The following is a 20,544-nucleotide window of genomic DNA, read 5'->3' on the forward strand; positions in this document are numbered from 1 at the left end:
CCGTTATCGGGGCAGGGGTTTTTCTGCCTCATTAAAATTAAGGGCTCGTTTCGCGGGCCCTTACTCGTTATGCTCTATCTCAGCGCACAAGGGAGTGAACCGGCGCGTTACGAGGGAGCAAAAGCGTGGCTGAAAAAAACCATGAATTCGACTATGCCGACACGTTAGTGCGCTGCGCCCGCGGTGAGCACGACGCACTTCATTCGCTATACCGTGAGGAAGGGTCGCGCATCCTCGGCGTGGTGTATCGAATCGTCAAGGACCGTGGCATGGCGGAAGATATCGTGCATGACGCTTTTTTGAATATCTGGCAGCGCGCCGCTACCTTCGACCCCGAAAAAGGCACCGCCCGCACCTGGATTTTCAGCATTGCCCGCCATCTGGCACTCAACGCCATTCGTCAGCGCGAAAGAGTGACGGACGACGCCTTCGATGCGGACAGTGTTGAGCAAGAAGATACCCGACGCCCGGAAGGGCAGACCCTGGACGCCTTCGACTGGCAAACCGGCCAGCGAATGGATGAATGTTTAAAAGAGCTTGAAGCCGAACGTCGCAACTGCGTGCTTCAAGCCTACGTCGATGGCTTGAGCCATGCAGAAATCGCCGCACATACGGGCGCGCCGCTGGGCACCGTCAAAGCCTGGATCAAGCGAAGCCTGGTGCGCCTACGGGAGTGTCTGGCATGACAGCGCCCAACGACCAGGATGACAAGCAGGCGGTGGCGGGTGAGTACGTTCTGGGCACGCTCTCGTTTGACGAGCGCCAGGCGTTCGAAGCACGCCTTGAAAACGACCCGGAACTGCAGCAAATCGTGCGCGACTGGGAGGAGCGCTTCTTCCCCTACAACGCGCTCACCGAGGCGCTAACCCCCAGCGAATTGCTATGGCCGCGCATTCAGCGAAGCCTGAATGCGCGCCGCGGGGCGTCTACTACCGTGACGAAGACGCAACCGGAGCTCTGGCAGCGTGTGGCGCTGTGGCGCGCGGCGACGGGGGCGGGGGTGGCCGCGGCGGTATTAATGGCGGCGCTTCTGCTGTTAAAGCCTGCAGGCACGGCCACGCCGGAGTACATGGTGGTGCTGCTCGCCCCACAGAATCAATCCGCCGGCTGGGTGGTGCAGGCCGCCAACCGGCGCCAGATCGAGCTGATCCCGTTGGGCGCTTTCGAGGTGCCCGAGGGCAAGGCGCTGGAGTTTTGGACCAAGGCCGACGACTGGCAGGCGCCGGTGTCGCTTGGCCTGGTCGAACCCGGCGAGCCGATACGCCTGGACCTGGACCAGCTGCCTCCGCTCGAGGACAATCAGCTTTTCGAGCTGACCATGGAAGACGCCACCGGCTCGCCCACGGGGCTACCTACCGGGCCCATCGAGTACATCGGTCGCGCGGTGGAAATCTAGCGCAGTCACTGTCGGCCAACGCCTAGAAAAAGCTCAAGCCGACCTGGAACATCCGCTCGACGTCGCGAATCCGGCGCTTGTCGATCACGAACAAAATCACGTGATCGCCGCTTTCCACCACCGCGTCACCGTGGGCGATGATGACTTCCTTGCCGCGCACCATCGCCCCGATGGTGGTGCCCTCGGGCAGGTCGATATCGCGCACCGCCCGGCCGACCACCTTGGAAGACTGCTTGTCGCCGTGGGCGATCGCCTCGATTGCTTCCGCCGCACCCCGGCGCAGGGAGTGCACGTTGACGATGTCGCCCCGGCGCACGTGGGTCAAAAGGCTCCCGATCGTTGCCTGCTGGGGCGAGATCGCGATGTCGATCTCGCCGCCCTGCACCAAATCCACATAGGCGGCGTTGTTGATCAGCGTAAGTACCTTCTTGGCCCCCAGCCGTTTGGCCAAAAGCGACGACATGATGTTGACCTCGTCGTCGTTGGTCAACGCGCAGAAGATATCGCAATCCTCGATGTTCTCCTCTTCCAGAAGGCGCTTGCTGGTGGCGCTGCCGTGCAGCACCACGGTGCGATCCAGGCGCTCGGAAAGCGTGGTGCAGCGCTCAAGGCTGTGTTCGATGATCTTGACCTGGTGGTTGTGCTCCAGGTGCTCGGCCAGGCGCTCGCCGATATTGCCGCCGCCGGCGATCACCACCCGGCGGAAACCGCGCTCGACCCGGCGAAGCTCGCTCATGACCGCGCGAATATCGCGCCTCGCGGCGAGAAAGAACACTTCGTCGTCGGCCTCGATGATCGTATCGCCGCGCGGGATGATCGGCCGGTTGCGCCGGTAGATCGCCGCAACCCGGGTATCCACGTTGGGCATATGGCGACCCAGAAACGCCAGGTCCTGGCCCACCAGCGGGCCGCCGTAAAACGCCTTGACCGCGACGAGCTGCACCAGGCCGCCGGCGAACTCCAGCACCTGAAGGGCGCCGGGGTGCTCGATCAAACGGCGCACGTGGTCGGTCACCACCTGCTCGGGGCTGATCAGGACATCGATGGGGATCGCGTCGTTGGCGAATAGCCCCTTGCGGGTGAGATAGGGCGTGGCGCGTACGCGGGCAATTTTGGTCGGCGTGCGAAACAGCGTGTGCGCGACCTGGCAGGCGATCATGTTGACTTCGTCGGAGTTGGTCACCGCGATCAGCATGTCGGCGTCTTCGCAGCCTGCCTGGCGCAGCACGATCGGGTAGGAACCAGCGCCGGTCACGGTACGGATATCGAGCTTGGTATGCAGCTCGCGTAGCTTGGCCGTGTCCGTATCCACCACGGTGATATCGTTCTCTTCGTGGGCGAGGTGTTCGGCCAGTGTTCCGCCGACCTGGCCGGCGCCAAGAATGATGATTTTCATGGCAGTAAGCCCATTCGAGTCACAAGAGGTCTGATAGTCACCTATCTATGGGGAAGCTGTCGATAGCGGTTGCCTCTCAAGGCTGCTTAAAACGCCCAGATGGGCGTTTTTTTTACGCCTTTTTAACGCCGGAAGCCGCAAACCGGCATCGAATTTTTACGCCGTCTCTTTCTATTCTCGATAGGCCAATCACAGGAGGCGTATCGATGAATACCGTATTGCTGATCATTGCCACATTGACGGCCGCGTATCTGTTCTACGCATTAATGTGCCCCGAGCGTTTCTAGGAGATCGCCATGAACGACATGATCGCCATTTACGCGCTGGTGGCACTGCTCGGCGTGCCGTTGGGGCTCTACATGGGCCAAGCGCTTAAGAGCAAGCGAACCCGGATGGATGCGCTGTTCGCCGTCATTGAAACACCTATCTACCGCCTGGCGGATATTGATAGCCAGCAGTGCATGACCTGGCGCGTCTATGCGCTGGCGATCATGAAGCTGCACGTGGGGCTGATACTGATGGCCTGGCTGGTCTTCATGTTCCAGGGCGTGCTGCCGCTAAACCCGGATGGCATCGCTGGCATGCCCTGGGATACCGCGCTGCATACGGCGGTCTCGTTTGCCACCAACACCAACCAGCAGCATTACTCAGGCCAGGCCCAGCTTTCACATTTGAGCCAGACGCTGGCGATCGTGACGCTTCAGTTTCTCACCCCGGCCACGGGGCTTGCGGTGCTGGTAGCGATCGCGCGCACGCTGCTGGCCACCCGAGGCGCCGAAGCGTTGAAAGGGGTGGGCAATTACTACCAGGACCTGACCCGCAGCGTGGTCCGCGTGCTGCTTCCTTTGGCCGTCGTGGTGGCGCTGCTGCTTACCTGGCAGGGTGTGCCGGCAAGCTATCAGCCAGCCCCTGAGATCCAAATGATGGACGCCCAGGTTGACGATGTGCAGTCGATTCCCTTGGGGCCGGTGGCCTCCATGGTGGCCATCAAGCAGCTGGGAACCAACGGCGGTGGCTGGTACGGGCCCAACTCCAGCGTGCCGCTTGAGAACCCTACGCCGCTTGCCAACGTGATCGAAACCGCCTCATTGACGCTGATTCCGGTGGCGCTGCTGCTGGCCATTGCCGTGATCAGCGGTCGACGGCGGCTCATGCTGGGGATCGGAGTGGTGATGCTGGCGTTCTCGCTCGTCTCCACCTCGGTGGTGGTCTACTCCGAACGCATGCCCAACGCCGCCCTGGTGGAGCTTTCCCAACCCGGGGCCAATCTTGAGGGCAAGGAGCTGCGTTTCGGCACGGACCTGTCCGCGCTTTGGGCAAGCTGGACGACCCAGACCTCCAACGGCTCGGTCAACGCCATGCACGATAGCTTCAACCCCTTGGGCGGCATGATGCTGCTGATGGACATGTTCGTGAACGTCACCTTCGGTGGCGTGGGCGTGGGGCTGATCGGTTTCGTGCTCTACCTGATGCTGGCCGCCTTCGTGGGCTCGCTGATGGTCGGGCGAGCACCGGAGCTTTTTGGCAAGCCCCTGGAAACCCGCGAGATGCGCTGGATTTCACTGGCAATTCTGGCCCAGCCGCTGGTCATTTTGGGGCTCTCGGCGCTCACGGTCGCCATGCCGGGCGCCGCGCAGACCTCGAATCCCGGCTTTCATGGCCTGTCCCAGGTGCTTTACGAATTCACCTCGGCCTTTGCCAACAACGGCTCCGGCTTCGAAGGGCTGGGCGACGATACGCCCTGGTGGAATCTGGCCTGTGTCGTCGCTCTGCTGGTGGGCCGTTTTCTGCCCATGCTGGTGCCGTTGGCCGTGGCCGGGTGGCTGGCCGGCAAGCGCACCGCCCCCGCCGGGCGCGGGTCGCTGCCCATGGATAGCGCCGCTTTCCTGGGGCTGACCGCCGGGGTGATCGTGATTGTCAATTTGCTGGGTTTTTTGCCGGCGCTGGTACTGGGTCCCATTGCCGAAGCCGTCGCGCAGGGCTTCTAGGAGAAACGAGATGTCAGATATACCGTTAGCCAACAAGCCGCGTCGCTCGCCGCTTAACGCTCAGGTGGTGACCGGGGCAATCAAGGGCCTGGCGCCGCGCCTTTTGGCACGTAATCCGGTCATGGCGGTGGTCGCCATCGGCACCGTGGTGTGCTTCGCGCTGACCCCCGTTGCCTTTGCGCAAGGGGAAAACGGTGGCTTTGCTCTGGGCATTGCGCTGCTGCTGCTGGCCACGGTGCTGTTCGCCACCGGCGCGGAGTCGCTGGCGGAATCCCGTGGCAAGGCGCACGCCGGGGCACTGCGCAAGACCAAGTCAGAGCTTTCGGCGAAAAAGCTTGAGGCCGACGGCGCCCTTCGAAGTGTCACCGCAGAGTCGTTGCGCAAGGGCGATCGCATCATCGTGGTCGCGGGCGAACTGATCCCGGCCGATGGCGATATCGTCGAAGGCGCGGCGTCGATCAACGAATCGGCGGTGACCGGCGAGTCCGCGCCGGTGCTGCGTGAAGCCGGTACCGATAACAGCGGCGTTAGCGCGGGCACCCAGGTGCTGTCGGATCAACTGGTCATCGAGGTGAGTGCCAACCCCGGTGAGTCGCTGCTCGATCGCATGATTGCTCTGGTGGAAAGCGCCAACCGCCAGAAGACGCCTTCGGAGCTTGCGCTCTCGGTGCTGCTGGCGATGCTCACCCTGGTGTTTCTGATCGTGGTGGTCACTCTGGTTCCCATGGCCGCCTTCGTCGGTGTAGAAACCTCGCCGGTCATGCTGGTGGCACTGCTGGTGTGTCTGATACCGACCACCATCGGCGGATTGCTGCCGGCTATCGGCATTGCCGGCATGGAGCGCGCCCTGCGCGCCAATCTGGTAGCCAAGTCCGGCAAGGCCGTGGAGATCGCCGGCAGTATCGACACGCTGCTGCTGGACAAGACCGGCACCATCACCCTGGGGGATCGACGCGCTACGGAGTTTGCCCCCTGTTGGCAGGTATCACGCCAGCGCCTTCGCGATGTGGCGTTTCTTACGTCGCTGGAAGACCCGACCCCGGAAGGGCGCTCGATTGTCGCTCTAGCCACCGAACAGGGCGTGGATCGCACGCTCAGTGACGAGGCCGAGGGCGCCACGTTCGAGGCGTTCAGCGCCGAAACTCGGCTGTCAGGGGTGGATCTGACAAGCGGGCGTGCGCTTCGCAAGGGCGCACCCAACGCCATCGCCGCCTGGGTCAAGGCGCAGGGCGGCGAGATCCCCGGCGACTACGAGCAGGTCATCGAGCGTATCTCCCGAGATGGCGCAACGCCCATCGCCGTGGCTGAAGGCAAGCAGCTGCTGGGCGTGGTGGCGCTGTCGGATGTGATCAAAAGCGGTATCGCGCAGAAATTCGCCGAGCTGCGCGCCATGGGCATCAAAACCATCATGATCACCGGCGACAACCCGATCACCGCCTCGGCCATTGCCGCCACCGCCGGGGTGGACGACTACATTGCCGAGGCCACCCCGGAGCGCAAACTGGCATTGATTCGCGAAGAGCAGGCCAGCGGTCGTCTGGTGGCCATGGTAGGGGACGGCACCAACGACGCCCCCGCGCTTGCCCAGGCGGATCTTGGTCTGGCGATGAATTCTGGCACCCAGGCCGCTCGTGAAGCCGCCAACATGGTGGATCTGGACTCCGACCCTGGCAAGCTGATCCACGCAGTGGAAATCGGCAAGCAGCTGCTGGTGACCCGGGGAGCGCTGACCACGTTTTCGCTGGCCAACGATGTGGCCAAGTACTTCGTCATTTTGCCGGCGCTGTTTGCCGCCAGCCTTCCAGCGCTTGGCGTGCTGGACGTGATGCACCTGCATTCCCCCACCACGGCGGTGCTGGCGGCGGTGGCATTCAACGCCTTGATCATACCCGCGCTGATTCCTTTCGCCCTGCGCGGGGTATCCGTCAAGGCGGCCTCGGCCACCGAGCTTTTACGCCGTAACCTGCTGATCTATGGGCTGGGCGGGCTGCTGCTGCCGTTTCCCGCCATCAAGCTACTGGACATGCTGATCGCTCTATTCCTTTAGGAGAACTTCCATGAATAATGCCGTGAACGTCGCGCAAAAAGCGTCACCCGTGGCCAGTGAAGAAACCTGTCAGGTGCCTACCTCCTGGAGTAGCGCGCTGCGCTTCATGGCCGTCATGGCCGTGCTTCTGGGGCTTGCCTATCCGCTGGCCACCACCGCCGTCGGCGGCTGGCTGTTCCCCGAGCAGGCGGGAGGCAGCCTGATGCGCGACGCCGAGGGGCGGGTCATCGGCTCGCGTCTTGTCGGTCAGACCTTTGTCGGTGATGCGTACTTTATTGGCCGCCCGTCCGCCGCGGACAACGATGCCGGTGGGGCCGCCGGTTCGAACCTGGCGCCGGACAACGCAGCGCTGCGCGCGCGGGCCGAGGCGGATGCCAACGCCATTGCCCAACGGGAAGGCGTGAGTGTCGATCAAATCCCAATCGATCTGATCACCGCCTCCGGCTCAGGGATTGACCCGCATATCTCGCCAGCGGCCGCCCGACTTCAGGTGGCAAGGGTGGCGCAGGCGCGCCAAATCGACGAAGCTAGCGTGACCGCGCTGCTCGCGTCGGCCCTTGAAAATACCGGCTGGCTGGGCGCGCCCGTAGTCAACGTGCTGCGCCTGAACGCAGGCCTTGATGAGCGCTACCCCATCGCCGCGGGTAGTGACTTGTCGGCAACCACCGACGATACCCCGAACAACACCGTGGAGTGACACAATGTATTCAGCGGATCAGCGGCCCGATCCCGATGCATTACTCAAAGCCGCGCGCCGGGAGGCGCGCGGCTGCTTGCGTGTCTTTCTAGGCGCCGCGCCTGGGGTTGGCAAGACCTACACCATGCTGCGCACCGCCCGCGAGCGACAAGAGGAGGGCGAGGACATCGTGATCGGCGTGGTCGAGTCCCATGGCCGCGGCGACACCGAAGCGCTTTGTGAGGGCCTGGCGCGGATTGCGCTGGCGCCTTTGCAGCATCACGGTCGCACCTTTCACGAGTTCGATATCGACGCCGCCCTGGCGCGCCGCCCCGGTATCTTGCTGGTGGATGAGCTTGCCCATCGCAATATTCCCGGCAGCCGCCACGCCAGACGCTATCAGGATATCGAGGAGCTTTTGGCGGCGGGCATCGACGTATGGACCACGGTCAATGTCCAGCACCTGGAGAGCCTCAATGATGACGTCGCCCGAATTACCGGGATCCGGATGCGTGAAACCGTGCCCGATGCACTGCTTGAGCGCGCCCGGGACGTGTCGCTGGTCGATCTGACCCCGGTGGAGCTTCTCGAGCGCTTGAAGCGCGGCAAGGTCTACATCCCGGAGCAGGCCCGCGCCGCCATGGAGGGCTATTTCAGTGAGTCGAACCTCCACGCGCTTCGCGAGCTTGCCATCCAGACCATGGCCGAGCGGGTCGATGCCGATGTCAAGGTCGCCATGGACGCCGGAGGGCGTGCCGGGCCCTGGCCGGTCAGGCCGCACCTGGTGGTAGTGGTCAACGGTAATGAGAACGATATCGCGCTGGTGCGCGCGTCCCACCGCATGGCCGAACGGCGCTTGGCCGTCTGGCGCGCGGTGTATGTCTACAAGGGCGCCGACAGCGCCGAGCAGCAGCTGGCCATCGAGCGCACCTTCAGCCTGGTGGCCCGGTTAGGCGGTGATTCGCTGCGCCTACAAGGGCAAAGCCAGTCGGCGGAAGTTATCAATTACGCCCGTACCATCAACGCCACCACCATCGTGGTGGGGCGCGGAGCGGGGCGCCGCTGGTGGTCGCGCCCGCTAGCCACGCGGCTGATGGCTCAGGGCGAGGCGTTCGATATCGTCGTGGTGGCCCAGGGAAGCCGCCGAGGCCACCGGGCGCCACGCCGGGTTGCCCTGCGGTTGCGCCCTTCAATGTTCATTGCCACCGGCGTCGGCGTCATGGCCTCTTTGGGCGTGGCGCTGGTGCTGGAACCCTGGTTGGAGCTTGCCAACTTGTCGCTGGTGTTTCTGGCCGCCGTGCTGTTCAGCGCCGTCTGGGCAGGTACCACCATGGCCATGCTCAGCGCCGTGGCCGGATTTCTGGTGTTCAACTTCTTCTTTACCCAGCCGCGGCTGACCTTTGCGATGGTCGAGCGCGGACAGCTATTGACCGTGGTGCTGTTCTTTCTGGTGGCGCTGGTGGTGGGGCAACTGGCCGGGCGCGGGCGCCAGCGCCTGCTGGCTCTGCGGGCGAGCCGCGACCAGACCCAACTACTGCTGCGCTACGCCGAACAGCTTTCCATGGCGACCGACAGCGCCGGCGTTGCCCGGGTGGGCGTCGATACGCTGGTGAGTTGCTTTAAGGTGCCCACGATGTTCATTGAAAGCGCCGAGAGCGCCAGCGAAGTGCGCGTTAAGCACGCGGTGCCCGCCGCCGAGCACCTCGATATCACTGCCCGGCAGGCAGCGGTATGGAGCTGGCAGCACCACAAGCCCAGCGGGCGTGACACGCAGACCCTTAGTCATCAGGCTTGGCGGCTGACGCCGTTGACGGTGCAGGGGCAGACCCTGGGCATGCTCGCCCTCAAACTGGCGGAGAACCCCAAGGCCCTAAGCCATGAGCAGGAAGCACTGATGGACACGCTGCTGCGCCAGCTGAGCATGGCGCTGGAGCGCACCCGGCTGGTCGCCGAGCTGAGTGCCACGCGGGTTTCGGAGGAGAACGAGCGGCTGCGCTCGGCGCTACTCTCGTCGGTGTCTCACGACCTGCGCACCCCGCTTGCCTCGATTATCGGCGCCACCAGCTCGTTGATCGAACTCAAGCCCCAGCTGAGCGACAGTGACCAGCGTGAGCTGCTGGACGGGATTCTCTCCGAGAGCGAACGGCTCAACCGCTATATCCAGAACCTGCTGGACATGACGCGCCTGGGCCACGGTACGCTGAAAATCGAGCGCGACTGGGTTTCCTTCGATGACATAATCAACGCAGCGCTCAAGCGCCTGGAACATGCCATGAAGCACGTGACGGTGCGCCGGTCGTGGCTTGGGTCGCTGCCGCTTTTGTACGTTCACCCGGCGCTGGTCGAGCAAGCGCTGGTCAACGTGCTGGACAACGCCCAGCGGTTTTCACCGCCGGGCGGGGAGCTTTACATCAAGGCCCACCTGCGCGAAGGCAAACCGACCACGCTGGTCATCACCATCGAAGATCAGGGCCCGGGTATCTCCCTGGAGCTGCGCGAGCAGGTATTCGATATGTTCTACAGTGGTGGCGACGGCGATCGCAGCGCTCACGGTAGTGGCCTGGGATTGGCCATCTGTCGGGGCATGATTGGCGCCCATGGCGGCACCATCAGCGCCGACACCGCAGAGAACGGCCAAGGCACCGCCATCATTATCACCCTGCCACTGGAAGACACCGAGTCAAGGAGAGCCGATGAAAAGTGACGCCAGCGGACGTATCCTGATCGTCGACGACGAACCCCAGATCCGGCGCTTTCTGCGTATCAGCCTGGCCTCCCAGGGCTACGCCGTGCTGGAAGCGGAAAACGGCGAGCAGGCGCTGGGTGCGGTGTATACCCAGGCACCGGACGTAGTACTGCTTGACCTGGGCTTGCCCGACATGGACGGCCACGAGGTTCTGCGCGGTATTCGCGAGCACAGCAGCGTACCGGTGATCGTGGTCTCGGTGCGCGACCGGGAAGACGAGAAGGTGAGCGCCCTGGACGTGGGAGCCAACGACTACGTGACCAAGCCGTTCGGCATTCAGGAACTTCTGGCTCGTATTCGCGCCGTGCAGCGTCAGGCCCACCGGGCGAAGGGCGAAGACGCCGCCAGTGGCTATACCACGGGCCACGGGCTTGATATCGACCTGACGCTTCGCCGGGTCACGCTGAACCACGCGCCGGTGCACCTCACTCGTAAGGAGTTTGCCGTCGTGGCGCGCCTTTGCCGCCATGCCGGTCGCGTCGTGACCCAGACCCAACTGCTCAAGGAGGTATGGGGCCCGACCCACGTGGACGATACGCACTATCTGCGCATCGTCATCAGCCGGCTGCGACAAAAGCTCGGCGACGACCCCCAGGCCCCGGCGCTTTTGCAGACCGAGGCCGGAGTGGGGTATCGGCTACTGGTGGAGCCCGCGCCGACGCATTGACGTTAGTGGCGCCAGAACATCGGTGTCATCAGCACCACGACGGTGAGTATCTCAAGGCGGCCCAGCAGCATGCCCAGGCATAAAAGCCATTTGGCCGCGTTCGGTAAGGTATAGAAGTTGCCCGCCGGGCCAATCACATCACCAAGGCCCGGGCCCACGTTGGCCACCGCCGTAGCGGCCCCGGTGACGGAGGTGACCAAATCAAGGCCGAGGGTGGATAGCAAAAGCGCCAGCACCGCGATCGTGATCAAGAAGAAAAACGAGAACGCCACCACGCTTCGCGAGATGTCGCTGGTCACCGGCTGCTGATTATAGCGCGTGGTAAACACACCGTTGGCGTGAATCAAATACCGGAGCTGGTTGCGCAGCATCAGCAGGGCGATCTGAAACCGGAACATTTTCATGCCCCCGCTGGTCGAGCCGCTGCAGCCGCCCATAAAGGTCAGATAGAAAAACGCGGTGACCGGCAGCGTTCCCCAAAGCGTGTAGTCGTCCGAGGCGTAGCCGGTGGTCGTCACCACTGAGATCACGTTGAACGTGACATGGGTGAGCGAGGCAAACCAGGGGTCGCCGTGAACAATGCGCCAAAGGCTCAACAGCACAATGGTCGCCAGCAGCAGTTTTAAAAGCCCGCGTACCTGATGATCGTGCCAAAGCGCGCCGGGGGCGCCGGCTAAAAAGCGGATATACAGCACGAAGGGCAGCGCACCGCACAACATAAAAAAGCTTGCCAGCCACAAAAGCCAGGGCATGTGCGCGTAGGCGCCGAAGGAGGCATCGGAATTGGCAAAGCCGCCGGTGGCAAGCGAGGTCATGGCGTGGACGACGGCGTCGATGGGCGCCATGCCGCCAAACCAGTAGCTTGCCATGGCCAGAAACGTCAGGCCCACGTAAATACTCAGCGTAGCCTTGGCGATGCCGCCAGTGCGCGGCATGACCTTCTCCGACCAGTCCGAGGACTCGGTATGAAAAAGGCGCATGCCGCCGACTTTCAAAAAGGGCAGAATCGCGATGCCCATGACGATGATGCCAATGCCGCCCAGCCACTGCATGAGGCCGCGCCAAAGCTTGAGGCCATCGGATAAGTGCTCGATGCCCACCATCACCGTGGAGCCGGTGGTGGTAATCGCCGAGACCGACTCGAAGATAGCGTTGGTCACGCTCATTTGCGGGGCGCCCAATATGAGCGGAAGGCTTGCAAAGGCGCTCACGCTGACCCAGCTGGCCACGGTTAGCACAAACATCTGCCAGGGTTTAAGCTCGATAGGGATGCCCCGGGTGGCCGCCAGGCCAAGGCCCGCGGGTAGGGTGACGAGCAGCACCGCCAGCAGGAAGGCGTGGGCGTCCGGGTCGTTTTCCCAAAGCAGTACGCAAAGCGGCAGCAGCATGAACAGCGCCAAAATCATCCAGATCACCGCGAGAATTCTGATGACCGGCCCCCATTGGCGGCTAACGTCGCGCTGCTTCAATACGCTTATCGTGGCAGGGAGCATGGTCGTCTCGTCTTGTGGTGCAGGATGCGCTTATCTCATCATGGGCTGGTATAAAAAATCCGTAAAAAGTCGCGGTTCTTTTTTACCCTGAGCGTTGCCATACGGTGCCACGCGCGGTATTCAGGGGTGGCGGGTAAAAAATTTTCGTTAGGTAGTAAAATTACATAATTTATTGCGTATCATGGCCGCCATCGGATAGATTTTAGGTAATTCAACAACGTTGAGCGGCCTCTGGATTCAAGGAGTCACGATGAGCCAGCCCCAATCCCCTTTAGGCGATCCGAACCATGCGATCGACCTGGCGCTTTTTGGTGCGCTGGGAGACCTTGCCACGCGCAAGCTCTTTTTAGCCCTTTATCATCTGGACCGCGAAGGGCTGATGCCCGAGGCCACGCGTATTCTGGGGCTTGCCCGGCAAGAGCACGACACCGACGGCTTTCGCGAGCTGGTTTTGGAGGCGCTTCAAAAACGTCTCAAGGACGACGAGCAGGACCCGCAAAGCCTCGAGCGCTTTCTGAACCGGCTCGAATACCTGCAGCTCGATTTCAAAAGCGTGGAAGGTTATAGCGCGATCAAGGCCTGGCGCGAAGGCGCGAACCGCCCCATGGTGGTGTATCTCTCCGTGGCGGCGCGTATCTATGGCGATATCTGCCATAACCTTTCAGAGAGCGAAAGTCTCGACGACGACACCCGCGTGGTGGTGGAAAAGCCCATCGGCTACGACCTGGCGTCCTCCAAAGAGGTCAACGATGCCATCGGCGCGGTGTTCCCGGAAGAGCGCGTCTACCGTATCGATCACTACCTGGGTAAGGAGACGGTGCAGAACCTGATTGCGCTGCGCTTTGCTAATCCGCTGTTCGGCACCCAGTGGAATCAAAACCACATTTCGCATGTGGAGATCACCGTGGCCGAAAAGGTCGGCATCGAAGGGCGCTGGGGCTACTTCGACGATGCCGGCCAGCTCCGCGACATGGTGCAAAACCACCTGCTCCAGCTTTTATGCCTGATCGCCATGGACCCGCCGTCGAATCTGGACGCCGACGCCATCCGCGATGAAAAAGTAAAAGTGCTCAAGGCGCTCAAACCCTTCACCGGCGAGGCGCTGGGGCGCGACGTGGTACGCGGGCAATATATCGGCGGCACCAGCGACGGCCAGTCGGTGCCGGGCTACCTGGACGAAGAGGGCGCCAATACCGACAGCCACACCGAAACCTTCGTTGCCATGAAAACCGAAGTGAGCAACTGGCGCTGGGCCGGCGTGCCGTTCTACCTGCGCACCGGCAAACGCATGCCGGAGAAACTCTCGCAAATCGTCATTCACTTTCGCCAGCAGCCGCACTACATTTTCGACCCGGACCAGCGCGACATCGCCTCCAACAAGCTGATCATTCGCCTGCAGCCGGAAGAGGGCATCGCGCTACAAGTGCTGACCAAGGACAGCGGCCTGGATAAAGGCATGCGCCTGCGCCAGGGCCCGCTGCACCTGGATTTCAACAGCGCCTTTCCGAAGTCGCGTATTCCGGATGCCTACGAGCGGCTGCTGCTGGAAGTCATGAAAGGCCAGCAGTATCTGTTCGTGCGCCGGGATGAAGTCGAGTTCGCCTGGCGCTGGTGTGATCAACTGATCGACGGCTGGAAAACCCGCGAAACGCCGCCCCGGCGCTACCCCGCTGGTTCCTGGGGGCCGGTGGCATCCATTGCCATGATTACCCAGGATGGCCGCAGCTGGTACGAGGACTACTAGGATGAGCAACGTACGCAACGCCCTTGCCGAGCAACTGGCCGAAGCGGTTTTTCAGGCGCTCGAAAGCGACCTGGCCCAGCAGGAAAAGGTGCTGCTGGTCGTATCCGGCGGCTCCACCCCGGTGCCTTTCTTCAAAGCACTGGCGGCCAAACCGCTGCCCTGGCAGCGCGTACAGGTGACGCTTGCCGACGAGCGCTGGGTCGACGCCCAAAGCAGTGACAGCAACGCCAAACTCGTGCGCGAAAACCTGCTGGTGGGGGAGGCGGCCAACGCCGACTTCATCCCTTTGACCGCTAGCGCCGAGACACCGGAGCAGGGCGTGGAAGACGTCGCGCGGCGTACCGAAGCGCTTGCCTGGCCGGCAAGCGTGGTCATTCTGGGAATGGGCAGCGACGGACACACCGCCTCGCTTTTCCCGGATAGCCCGGAGCTTGGCCTGGCGCTTGCCACCGACGAGGCTCTGCTGGCCGTACGCACGCCAAGCCAGCCCCAGCCGCGCATCACGTTCAGCGCGAACCGCCTGCACCAGGCGCGCCGCCACTTTCTGCATATTACCGGCGAGGACAAGCGCGCCGTACTCGGCCGCGCCCTGGGCGGCGACGATGTTCGCACGCTCCCTATCCGCGCCTTCTTGAGCTGCCCCCTGGCCATTTATTGGGCCCCTTAGGGTTTTTTACTTAAGCGCCCCCATCAGTTAACTGGAGAAACACCACAATGACGATCGATAAACAGCTCCCCTCCAGCCGCACCGCAGAACTCGACAGTATTTGCTTGAAAGCCGAAGTCATACCGGTCATCACCATCGACCGGCTGGAAGACGCCGTACCCATGGGCCGCGCGCTGATCGAAGGCGGTATCAATGTGCTGGAAGTGACGCTACGCACCGACTGCGCGCTTGAGGCCATCAAGCGCATGAAGAAAGAGCTGACCGGCGCCAGCATCGGCGTGGGTACCGTGCTCACCCCCGCCCAGTACCGCCAGGCCGAAGAGGTCGGTGCCGATTTCGTCGTCACCCCCGGCACCACCGAGGCGCTCTACCGCTATGGCGTCGAAAGCCCGGTGCCCATGCTGCCCGGCGTTTCCACCGTGTCCGAACTAATGACCGGCTGGCAGTACGGCTACCGGCGCTTCAAGTTCTTCCCCGCGGAATCCAGCGGCGGCTCCAAAGCGATCAAGGCGATCGGCGGGCCGCTGGGGGATGCACGTTTCTGCCCGACCGGCGGCATCACCCTGGATAACGCAGACGAGTATTTGAAGCTGCCTAACGTTATGTGCGTGGGCGGCAGCTGGCTGACGCCCAAGGCCATGGTCGACGCCGAAGATTGGGACGGCATCAAAAAGCTCGCCCAGGAAGCCGCGGAGCGCTTCCACCACTAAGCGTTCGCCAGTTAAAAAGACCCTCAAGCCCAGGCCGCTCGTTGGCCTGGGCTTTTTGTGGGCACGGGGGCTGAAAAAGCGGGTAATAGTGCCTAGCGTGCTACTACCAAAGGTGGATTACCCAGCCGGGGCGCGGCGATTAAAATGAGCGTTTTAATTGTCTGACATATCCGCGCGCTATCGAGGCGCGTGCAACCCGGAGGCGAGCATGCACCTGCTGACCCTGGCGTCCTTCCTGTTTTTTACAGGTTTGGTCGCGCTTGTTACCTGGCGGATTACCCGCCGCGACGATCACTCCAGCACCAGCGGCTATTTTCTGGCCGGGCGTAGCCTGACCTTCCCGCTGATTGCCGGTTCGCTGTTGATGACCAACCTCTCCACCGAGCAGATGGTCGGCCTCAACGGGTCGGCTTTCGCCGACGGCCTGAGCGTCATGGCCTGGGAAGTGGTGGCGGTCATCGCCCTGGTGGCGCTGGCGCTGTTCTTCTTGCCGCGCTTTTTGAAAAGCGGTATCGCCACGCTTCCTCAGCTTTTGGAGATTCGCTTCGATAAAACCACCCAGCTGATCACCAACGTGATCTTTTTGATCGCCTACGCGGTGATTTTGCTACCGATCATTCTCTACTCCGGTGCCATCGGTTTGCAGGGTATGCTCGACCTTCAAGGGTTGACCGGTATCGACTCCTCGACGACGCTCTTGTGGCTCACCGTATGGATCGTCGGCATCATCGGCGCGATTTACGCCCTGTTTGGGGGCTTGCGTACCGTCGCGGTGTCGGACACGCTGAACGGCGCGGGGCTTTTGATCGGCGGCTTCGTCATCGTCTACTTCGGCCTGCAGGCGGTCAGCGACGGCACCGGGGTGATGGAAGGCTGGAGCATCCTCAAGGATTCCAACCCGGAGCAGTTCAACTCCATCGGCGGCGACGAGCAGCAGGTGCCGTTTTTCACGCTGTTCACCGGCGTTTTCCTGATCAATCTTTTCTACTGGAGCACCAACCAGCAGATCATCCAGCGCACCTTCGCCGCCAAGAACCTGGCGGAAGGCCAAAAAGGCGTGCTGCTCACCGGCTTTTTCAAACTGCTCGGCCCGCTGTATCTCGTGCTGCCCGGCATCATCGCCTACCACCTTTACTTCGATGACGGCGTGCGCGCCGACGAGGCCTACGGCCACCTGGTCTTCAACGTGTTGCCGCCGTACCTTACGGGCTTTTTCGCCGCGGTGATGGTCGGCGCGATCCTCTCGTCGTTCAACTCGGCATTGAACAGTACCACCACGATCTTCAGCCTGGGCATCTACAAGGGCGTACTGAATCCGGACGCGAATGAAGAGCAGGTGGTGAAATCCGGCAAGGTATTCGGCTGGATCATGGCGATACTCACCATGATCATCGCGCCGCTGCTCGCAGGCCAGGAGAGCCTGTTCGGCTATCTGCAGAAGATGAACGCCATCTACTTCATCCCGATTCTGGCGGTGGTCATCGTCGGGCTTCTCACCAAGCGTGTACCGCCCATGGCCGCCAAGATCGCGCTGGTCGGCGGCTGCTTGATGATCTCTGCGGGCTACTTCGTGCCGCCGTTCACGCTGCTGCCCGAAGTGATGCACGAGTTCCACTTCGTCGCGCTGGTGTTTGCGCTGCTGGTGGTCATGATGCTGGTCATCGGCAAGCTGCGCCCCCGGGAAACCGACTGGGTACAGCAGGATACGGGAGATGTCGACCTGACCCCCTGGAAAGGCGCGGTGCCCGTCGGCGCGGTGCTGGTGATCCTGGTGATCGTGATGTACATAAGCTTTGCCGGGGGGTAACTGTAGCGCTATTCACCTCTCTTGAACGCTTGAATCGCCCGGTGCAATCCACCGGGCTTTTTTATTGCCGTCCAGCTGAGCCCAGGCAACAAAGTGACATCTTGCCTTTTCATTGGATCGAAAACCGAATACAGTCGAGTTTTGATCAATGAGGCGGTGTTTAATCATGCTTAAAGATAAAGTAGTGCTAGTCACCGGCGGCGCAGGCGCCGGCATCGGTCGCGCGGTCGCCAAGCAGGTTCTCGCTGAAGGCGGTAAAGTGGTACTGACGGATCTTCGCCACGAAGCGCTCGAGCAGGTCGCCAAAGAGCTCGACGCGCCTGAATCCGTTATATACATGGCGGCGGATGCATCTTCTCTCGACAGCATGAATGCCATCGTCGCCAAGGCCACAGAGACGTTCGGTGGACTGGATGCGGTCATTGCCTGTGCGGGAACGGTGCAGGTAGGTAATGCGCTCGAACTTTCAGAGGATGCATGGCGTCTTGAAATGACCGCTAACCTGGATACCGCGTTTATTACGGCGAAGGCCGCCATGCCCGCGCTCATCGAGCGTAAAGGCAAGTTCGTCATCATGTCGTCGCTGGCCGGTCTTCAAGCGATGCCATCGACCTGCGGTTACGTCACGGCAAAGCATGCCTTGATTGGTCTGATGCGCTCGCTGGCCGTCGATTTTGGTCCTCAGGGCGTATGCACCAACGCCATTTGCCCGGGTTGGATTCGCACGCCCATGGCAGACGAGGAGATGCAGCCAGTCATGGAGCGGGAGAGTCTTTCGCTCGAGGGCGCCTACGAACTCGTTACTTCGGATACGCCGCTCCAGCGCGCAGGAGACCCCTCGGAAGTCGCTGATCTATGCTGCTTTTTGGCGTCGGATCGTGCCTCGCTGATCAACGGATCGGTCTTTAGCATCGACGGCGGTGCAACGGCTACTTGCCTGCAGACGTTGAAGCTTTAAATCCTGTGTTTCGGCCGCGCTTTGCGCGGCCAGATTTTCTAAAGGGCAGGTAGGCTTGGGCTATGCGTGTTTAGCGAGGGCGCAGGGCAGGTGCTGCTTCATGTAGCCAACGGTGCCATGGCATGCTTCGGTGATCATGGACCGGGTAAGCACTCGCTCTTCGAGTAGGCTGAGTGTGAAGAACAAATCGGCAATCTGCATGCCGCGGAAAAAGCGTTCGCTCAGTTGGGGCGCATCGGGGATTACAAATTGTTCTCGTAGTCGGTTCAGGACAACGTTTCCCAGCCGGAAGTCGGCAGCGCGGCCTGCCTGGCGAATGGAGAACGGGGCGTTGCCGTTCCACATGAGTTGTCGTCGGCTGGTCGATTGGTCGACCCAGGTGGCGCCGATCTGAATGCACTGCGAAAGCACGTCCGACCACTCGTTCGCGTTTTGAAGCTCGCAGGTGGCTATCACGTTTTCCAGCTGCTGTGACAAACAGACATAAAGATCGCCGTACAGGTCGTTAATATCTTTGTAGAAATGATACGCCGACGCTTTGGGTATACTCGCCGCTTCGGCGACTTGGCTCAAGGTGAGTGTATCCATGGCCTGATCGTTCAAAAGCGACTCGGCCGTTTTTAATAGCCGCTGCCGTCTTATCCTGCCTCGCTCCTGGGTATTGCCTGCTTTGGTTTGCAAAACTACCTCGCCTTATCGTCGTTTCTGCTTTTGGCCCATTTTCGACGCTTTTGGCGATTCTGCAACATTGGCTAAGCTAATTGGATGGGCGGCTCACCGAGCCCGGCGATATCTGGCTTCCCTTCGAATAGCGAACCTGCCTTTGGCGTGGCGGCAAGTTCGGCGTCACTCAGTCCCTCGCGGGCGGTGGTGATATAGAGCGTTTTAAGCGCCGCACCGCCGAAGGCGGGGCAGGAGGGCTGGTCGACGGGAAGGGTGATGTGGGCGACGATTTGGCCGCGCTTGTCCAGGCGCACGACCTTGCCCGCGCCCCAAAGCGCAAGCCACATCAGGCCTTCTTCGTCGATCACTGCGCCGTCCGGGTTGCCATCAAGCTGAGAGAAATCCGCGAAAGGCACCGGGGCGCCGATGGGAAAGCCTTGCTCATCCAGCGCCCAGCGCACCACCACGCCGGTGGGCGTGTCGGCGAAGTAGGCCGTATCGCCTTCCGGCGAAAAACAGATCGCGTTGGGGATCGTCAAGTCGGTGCGAAGGGTGTGGAGCTTGCCGCGGTGCAGGCGGTAGAGGCTGCCCGCACCGGGTTCGGCGTTTTTGCCCATGGTGGAAAGCCAAAGGCTGCCGTGGCGGTCGACCCGGGCGTCGTTGCTGCGGGTCACCGGGTTGTCCGCTTCGAAATCGCAAAACGGCGTTTGGGTCCTGGAGGCCGGGTCGAACAGCGTCAGGCGGTTTTCGCCGACCAGCAGTAGCCGGGCGTCTTCGGTCGGCGCGGCGCAGGAGACCATGCGTTCCAGAGCCACGCTTTCGTGGATGGCCGTTTCGGGCTCCAGCCAGTGAAGCGTGTGGCCGAGGATATCGCACCAGTAAAGACGCCCGCTTGCCGCCTGCCACTGAGGGCCTTCGCCCAGCTCGCAGCGGCAGTCGACGGCAAGCCTGGCCGGGATCGAATCAACCATGCTCACCTCCTGCCGCTTGCCAGGCGCTGACTAGCGCGGCGGCCTGGCGGGCCACCTGATCAGCGCTCTGTTCGGGTTTGTAGAGTGCACTGCCCAGGCCCGCGCCATCGATGCCCCCAAGGCGCCACTCCCCGAAGTTCTCCTCGCCGATGCCGCCCACCGCGTACAGCAGCGTGCCCGGGGGCAGCACCGCGCACACCGCTTTCATACCCGCGATGCCGACCTGCACGGCGGGGAAGAGCTTCAAGCCGGTGGCGCCGGCGTCCAAGGCGTCGAACGCCTCAGACGGGGTGACGATGCCCGGCCAGCTCTGCATTTCGAGCCGGGCGGTTTCTTCGATGACCGCCGGGCGGCAGTTGGGCGAAACGATCAAGCGCCCGCCGGCGGCGTGCACATCCCGCACCTGTTGGGGGGTGAGCACCGTGCCTGCGCCGATCAGCGCCTGGTCGCCGAAATGCTCGGCCAGGTACGCGATGCTGGCAAGCGGCTTTGGCGAGTTCAGCGGCACCTCGATGCGGGTGATACCCGCGTCGATCAACGCCTGGGCGATAGGGCCCACTTCGGCGGGGGTTACGCCGCGTAAAATGCCGATCAAGGGCAGCGTCATGGCAATCT

Annotated in this window: 18 protein-coding genes; 13 read left to right on the top strand and 5 right to left on the bottom strand. The window is 62.2% G+C overall.

Annotation, left to right across the window (positions count from 1 at the left end; genetic code table 11):
• Positions 1-125 precede the first annotated feature (125 nt).
• Positions 126-686 (top strand): sigma-70 family RNA polymerase sigma factor, encoded by a 561-nt coding sequence (locus ACWHXT_RS06490; RefSeq protein WP_447957662.1) that lies wholly within the window; start codon positions 126-128, stop codon positions 684-686.
• On the top strand, positions 683-1,396 hold the full coding sequence (locus ACWHXT_RS06495) for an anti-sigma factor (protein WP_447895683.1): 714 nt from the start codon (positions 683-685) through the stop codon (positions 1,394-1,396). Before ACWHXT_RS06490 ends, ACWHXT_RS06495 begins: the two co-directional genes overlap by 4 nt.
• Positions 1,397-1,418: 22 nt before the next feature.
• On the opposite strand, the gene trkA is transcribed toward ACWHXT_RS06495, so the two are convergent.
• Entirely contained in the window at positions 1,419-2,792 is a 1,374-nt protein-coding gene (gene trkA / locus ACWHXT_RS06500) for a Trk system potassium transporter TrkA (RefSeq protein ID WP_447895684.1), read from the bottom strand.
• A 206-nt stretch (positions 2,793-2,998) separates the two neighbouring features.
• Here trkA and kdpF point away from each other — a divergent pair, with 206 nt between their 5' ends.
• From kdpF to ACWHXT_RS06530, 6 genes are read left to right on the top strand one after another with little or no spacing between them, the layout of a single operon-like run.
• On the top strand, positions 2,999-3,079 hold the full coding sequence (kdpF, locus tag ACWHXT_RS06505; protein ID WP_447896152.1) for a K(+)-transporting ATPase subunit F: 81 nt from the start codon (positions 2,999-3,001) through the stop codon (positions 3,077-3,079).
• Positions 3,080-3,088: 9 nt separating this feature from the next.
• Entirely contained in the window at positions 3,089-4,780 is a 1,692-nt protein-coding gene (gene kdpA / locus ACWHXT_RS06510) for a potassium-transporting ATPase subunit KdpA (protein ID WP_447957663.1), read from the top strand.
• Positions 4,781-4,790: 10 nt separating this feature from the next.
• Positions 4,791-6,827: a potassium-transporting ATPase subunit KdpB gene (gene kdpB, locus ACWHXT_RS06515; RefSeq protein WP_447957664.1), complete on the top strand. Its 2,037-nt coding sequence runs from the start codon at positions 4,791-4,793 to the stop codon at positions 6,825-6,827.
• A gap of 10 nt (positions 6,828-6,837) precedes the next feature.
• Positions 6,838-7,524 (top strand): potassium-transporting ATPase subunit KdpC, encoded by a 687-nt coding sequence (gene kdpC, locus ACWHXT_RS06520; RefSeq protein ID WP_447957665.1) that lies wholly within the window; start codon positions 6,838-6,840, stop codon positions 7,522-7,524.
• A 4-nt stretch (positions 7,525-7,528) separates the two neighbouring features.
• Positions 7,529-10,207 carry an ATP-binding protein gene (locus tag ACWHXT_RS06525; RefSeq protein WP_447957666.1) on the top strand — a complete coding sequence of 893 codons (2,679 nt, stop codon included), beginning with the start codon at positions 7,529-7,531 and terminating at the stop codon, positions 10,205-10,207.
• Positions 10,197-10,916, top strand: coding sequence for a response regulator (locus ACWHXT_RS06530; RefSeq protein WP_447957667.1), 720 nt, complete (start codon positions 10,197-10,199; stop codon positions 10,914-10,916). The genes ACWHXT_RS06525 and ACWHXT_RS06530 overlap by 11 nt, the downstream gene beginning before the upstream one ends.
• Positions 10,917-10,918: 2 nt before the next feature.
• On the opposite strand, the gene ACWHXT_RS06535 is transcribed toward ACWHXT_RS06530, so the two are convergent.
• On the bottom strand, positions 10,919-12,409 hold the full coding sequence (locus ACWHXT_RS06535; RefSeq protein ID WP_447895690.1) for a TrkH family potassium uptake protein: 1,491 nt from the start codon (positions 12,407-12,409) through the stop codon (positions 10,919-10,921).
• Between the two features lie 250 nt (positions 12,410-12,659).
• Between ACWHXT_RS06535 and zwf the strand changes: the two genes are divergently transcribed.
• From zwf to ACWHXT_RS06560, 5 genes are all read left to right on the top strand, one after another.
• Positions 12,660-14,153 carry a glucose-6-phosphate dehydrogenase gene (gene zwf / locus ACWHXT_RS06540; RefSeq protein WP_447928662.1) on the top strand — a complete coding sequence of 498 codons (1,494 nt, stop codon included), beginning with the start codon at positions 12,660-12,662 and terminating at the stop codon, positions 14,151-14,153.
• Position 14,154: 1 nt separating this feature from the next.
• Positions 14,155-14,820: a 6-phosphogluconolactonase gene (pgl, locus tag ACWHXT_RS06545; protein ID WP_447957668.1), complete on the top strand. Its 666-nt coding sequence runs from the start codon at positions 14,155-14,157 to the stop codon at positions 14,818-14,820.
• Positions 14,821-14,867: 47 nt separating this feature from the next.
• A complete protein-coding gene (locus ACWHXT_RS06550; RefSeq protein ID WP_447528412.1) occupies positions 14,868-15,530 on the top strand; it encodes a bifunctional 4-hydroxy-2-oxoglutarate aldolase/2-dehydro-3-deoxy-phosphogluconate aldolase in 663 nt (220 codons plus the stop codon).
• A gap of 208 nt (positions 15,531-15,738) precedes the next feature.
• Complete coding sequence (locus ACWHXT_RS06555; protein WP_447958014.1) at positions 15,739-17,337, top strand: solute:sodium symporter family transporter; 1,599 nt, start codon at positions 15,739-15,741, stop codon at positions 17,335-17,337.
• A 166-nt stretch (positions 17,338-17,503) separates the two neighbouring features.
• Positions 17,504-18,295 (top strand): SDR family NAD(P)-dependent oxidoreductase, encoded by a 792-nt coding sequence (locus tag ACWHXT_RS06560; RefSeq protein WP_447928665.1) that lies wholly within the window; start codon positions 17,504-17,506, stop codon positions 18,293-18,295.
• Between the two features lie 60 nt (positions 18,296-18,355).
• Here the strand turns inward: ACWHXT_RS06560 and ACWHXT_RS06565 are convergent, their stop codons facing one another.
• From ACWHXT_RS06565 to ACWHXT_RS06575, 3 genes are all read right to left on the bottom strand, one after another.
• Complete coding sequence (locus ACWHXT_RS06565) at positions 18,356-18,976, bottom strand: TetR/AcrR family transcriptional regulator (protein WP_447957669.1); 621 nt, start codon at positions 18,974-18,976, stop codon at positions 18,356-18,358.
• A 71-nt stretch (positions 18,977-19,047) separates the two neighbouring features.
• On the bottom strand, positions 19,048-19,929 hold the full coding sequence (locus ACWHXT_RS06570) for an SMP-30/gluconolactonase/LRE family protein (RefSeq protein ID WP_447957670.1): 882 nt from the start codon (positions 19,927-19,929) through the stop codon (positions 19,048-19,050).
• Complete coding sequence (locus ACWHXT_RS06575; protein ID WP_447957671.1) at positions 19,922-20,536, bottom strand: 2-dehydro-3-deoxy-6-phosphogalactonate aldolase; 615 nt, start codon at positions 20,534-20,536, stop codon at positions 19,922-19,924. The genes ACWHXT_RS06570 and ACWHXT_RS06575 overlap by 8 nt, the downstream gene beginning before the upstream one ends.
• Positions 20,537-20,544 lie beyond the last annotated feature (8 nt).

It is taken from the genome of Vreelandella halophytica (genome assembly GCF_968193635.1).

What these genes read in the sequence shown, in the direction of transcription:
- trkA (WP_447895684.1), bottom strand. Translation starts at nt 2,792, where the DNA reads ATGAAAATCATCATTCTTGGCGCCGGCCAGGTCGGCGGAACACTGGCC.
- ACWHXT_RS06560 (WP_447928665.1), top strand. Translation starts at nt 17,504, where the DNA reads ATGCTTAAAGATAAAGTAGTGCTAGTCACCGGCGGCGCAGGCGCCGGC.
- pgl (WP_447957668.1), top strand. Translation starts at nt 14,155, where the DNA reads ATGAGCAACGTACGCAACGCCCTTGCCGAGCAACTGGCCGAAGCGGTT.
- ACWHXT_RS06555 (WP_447958014.1), top strand. Translation starts at nt 15,739, where the DNA reads ATGCACCTGCTGACCCTGGCGTCCTTCCTGTTTTTTACAGGTTTGGTC.
- kdpB (WP_447957664.1), top strand. Translation starts at nt 4,791, where the DNA reads ATGTCAGATATACCGTTAGCCAACAAGCCGCGTCGCTCGCCGCTTAAC.
- ACWHXT_RS06550 (WP_447528412.1), top strand. Translation starts at nt 14,868, where the DNA reads ATGACGATCGATAAACAGCTCCCCTCCAGCCGCACCGCAGAACTCGAC.
- zwf (WP_447928662.1), top strand. Translation starts at nt 12,660, where the DNA reads ATGAGCCAGCCCCAATCCCCTTTAGGCGATCCGAACCATGCGATCGAC.
- kdpA (WP_447957663.1), top strand. Translation starts at nt 3,089, where the DNA reads ATGAACGACATGATCGCCATTTACGCGCTGGTGGCACTGCTCGGCGTG.
- ACWHXT_RS06525 (WP_447957666.1), top strand. Translation starts at nt 7,529, where the DNA reads ATGTATTCAGCGGATCAGCGGCCCGATCCCGATGCATTACTCAAAGCC.
- kdpC (WP_447957665.1), top strand. Translation starts at nt 6,838, where the DNA reads ATGAATAATGCCGTGAACGTCGCGCAAAAAGCGTCACCCGTGGCCAGT.
- ACWHXT_RS06575 (WP_447957671.1), bottom strand. Translation starts at nt 20,536, where the DNA reads ATGACGCTGCCCTTGATCGGCATTTTACGCGGCGTAACCCCCGCCGAA.
- ACWHXT_RS06495 (WP_447895683.1), top strand. Translation starts at nt 683, where the DNA reads ATGACAGCGCCCAACGACCAGGATGACAAGCAGGCGGTGGCGGGTGAG.
- ACWHXT_RS06535 (WP_447895690.1), bottom strand. Translation starts at nt 12,409, where the DNA reads ATGCTCCCTGCCACGATAAGCGTATTGAAGCAGCGCGACGTTAGCCGC.
- kdpF (WP_447896152.1), top strand. Translation starts at nt 2,999, where the DNA reads ATGAATACCGTATTGCTGATCATTGCCACATTGACGGCCGCGTATCTG.
- ACWHXT_RS06570 (WP_447957670.1), bottom strand. Translation starts at nt 19,929, where the DNA reads ATGGTTGATTCGATCCCGGCCAGGCTTGCCGTCGACTGCCGCTGCGAG.
- ACWHXT_RS06530 (WP_447957667.1), top strand. Translation starts at nt 10,197, where the DNA reads ATGAAAAGTGACGCCAGCGGACGTATCCTGATCGTCGACGACGAACCC.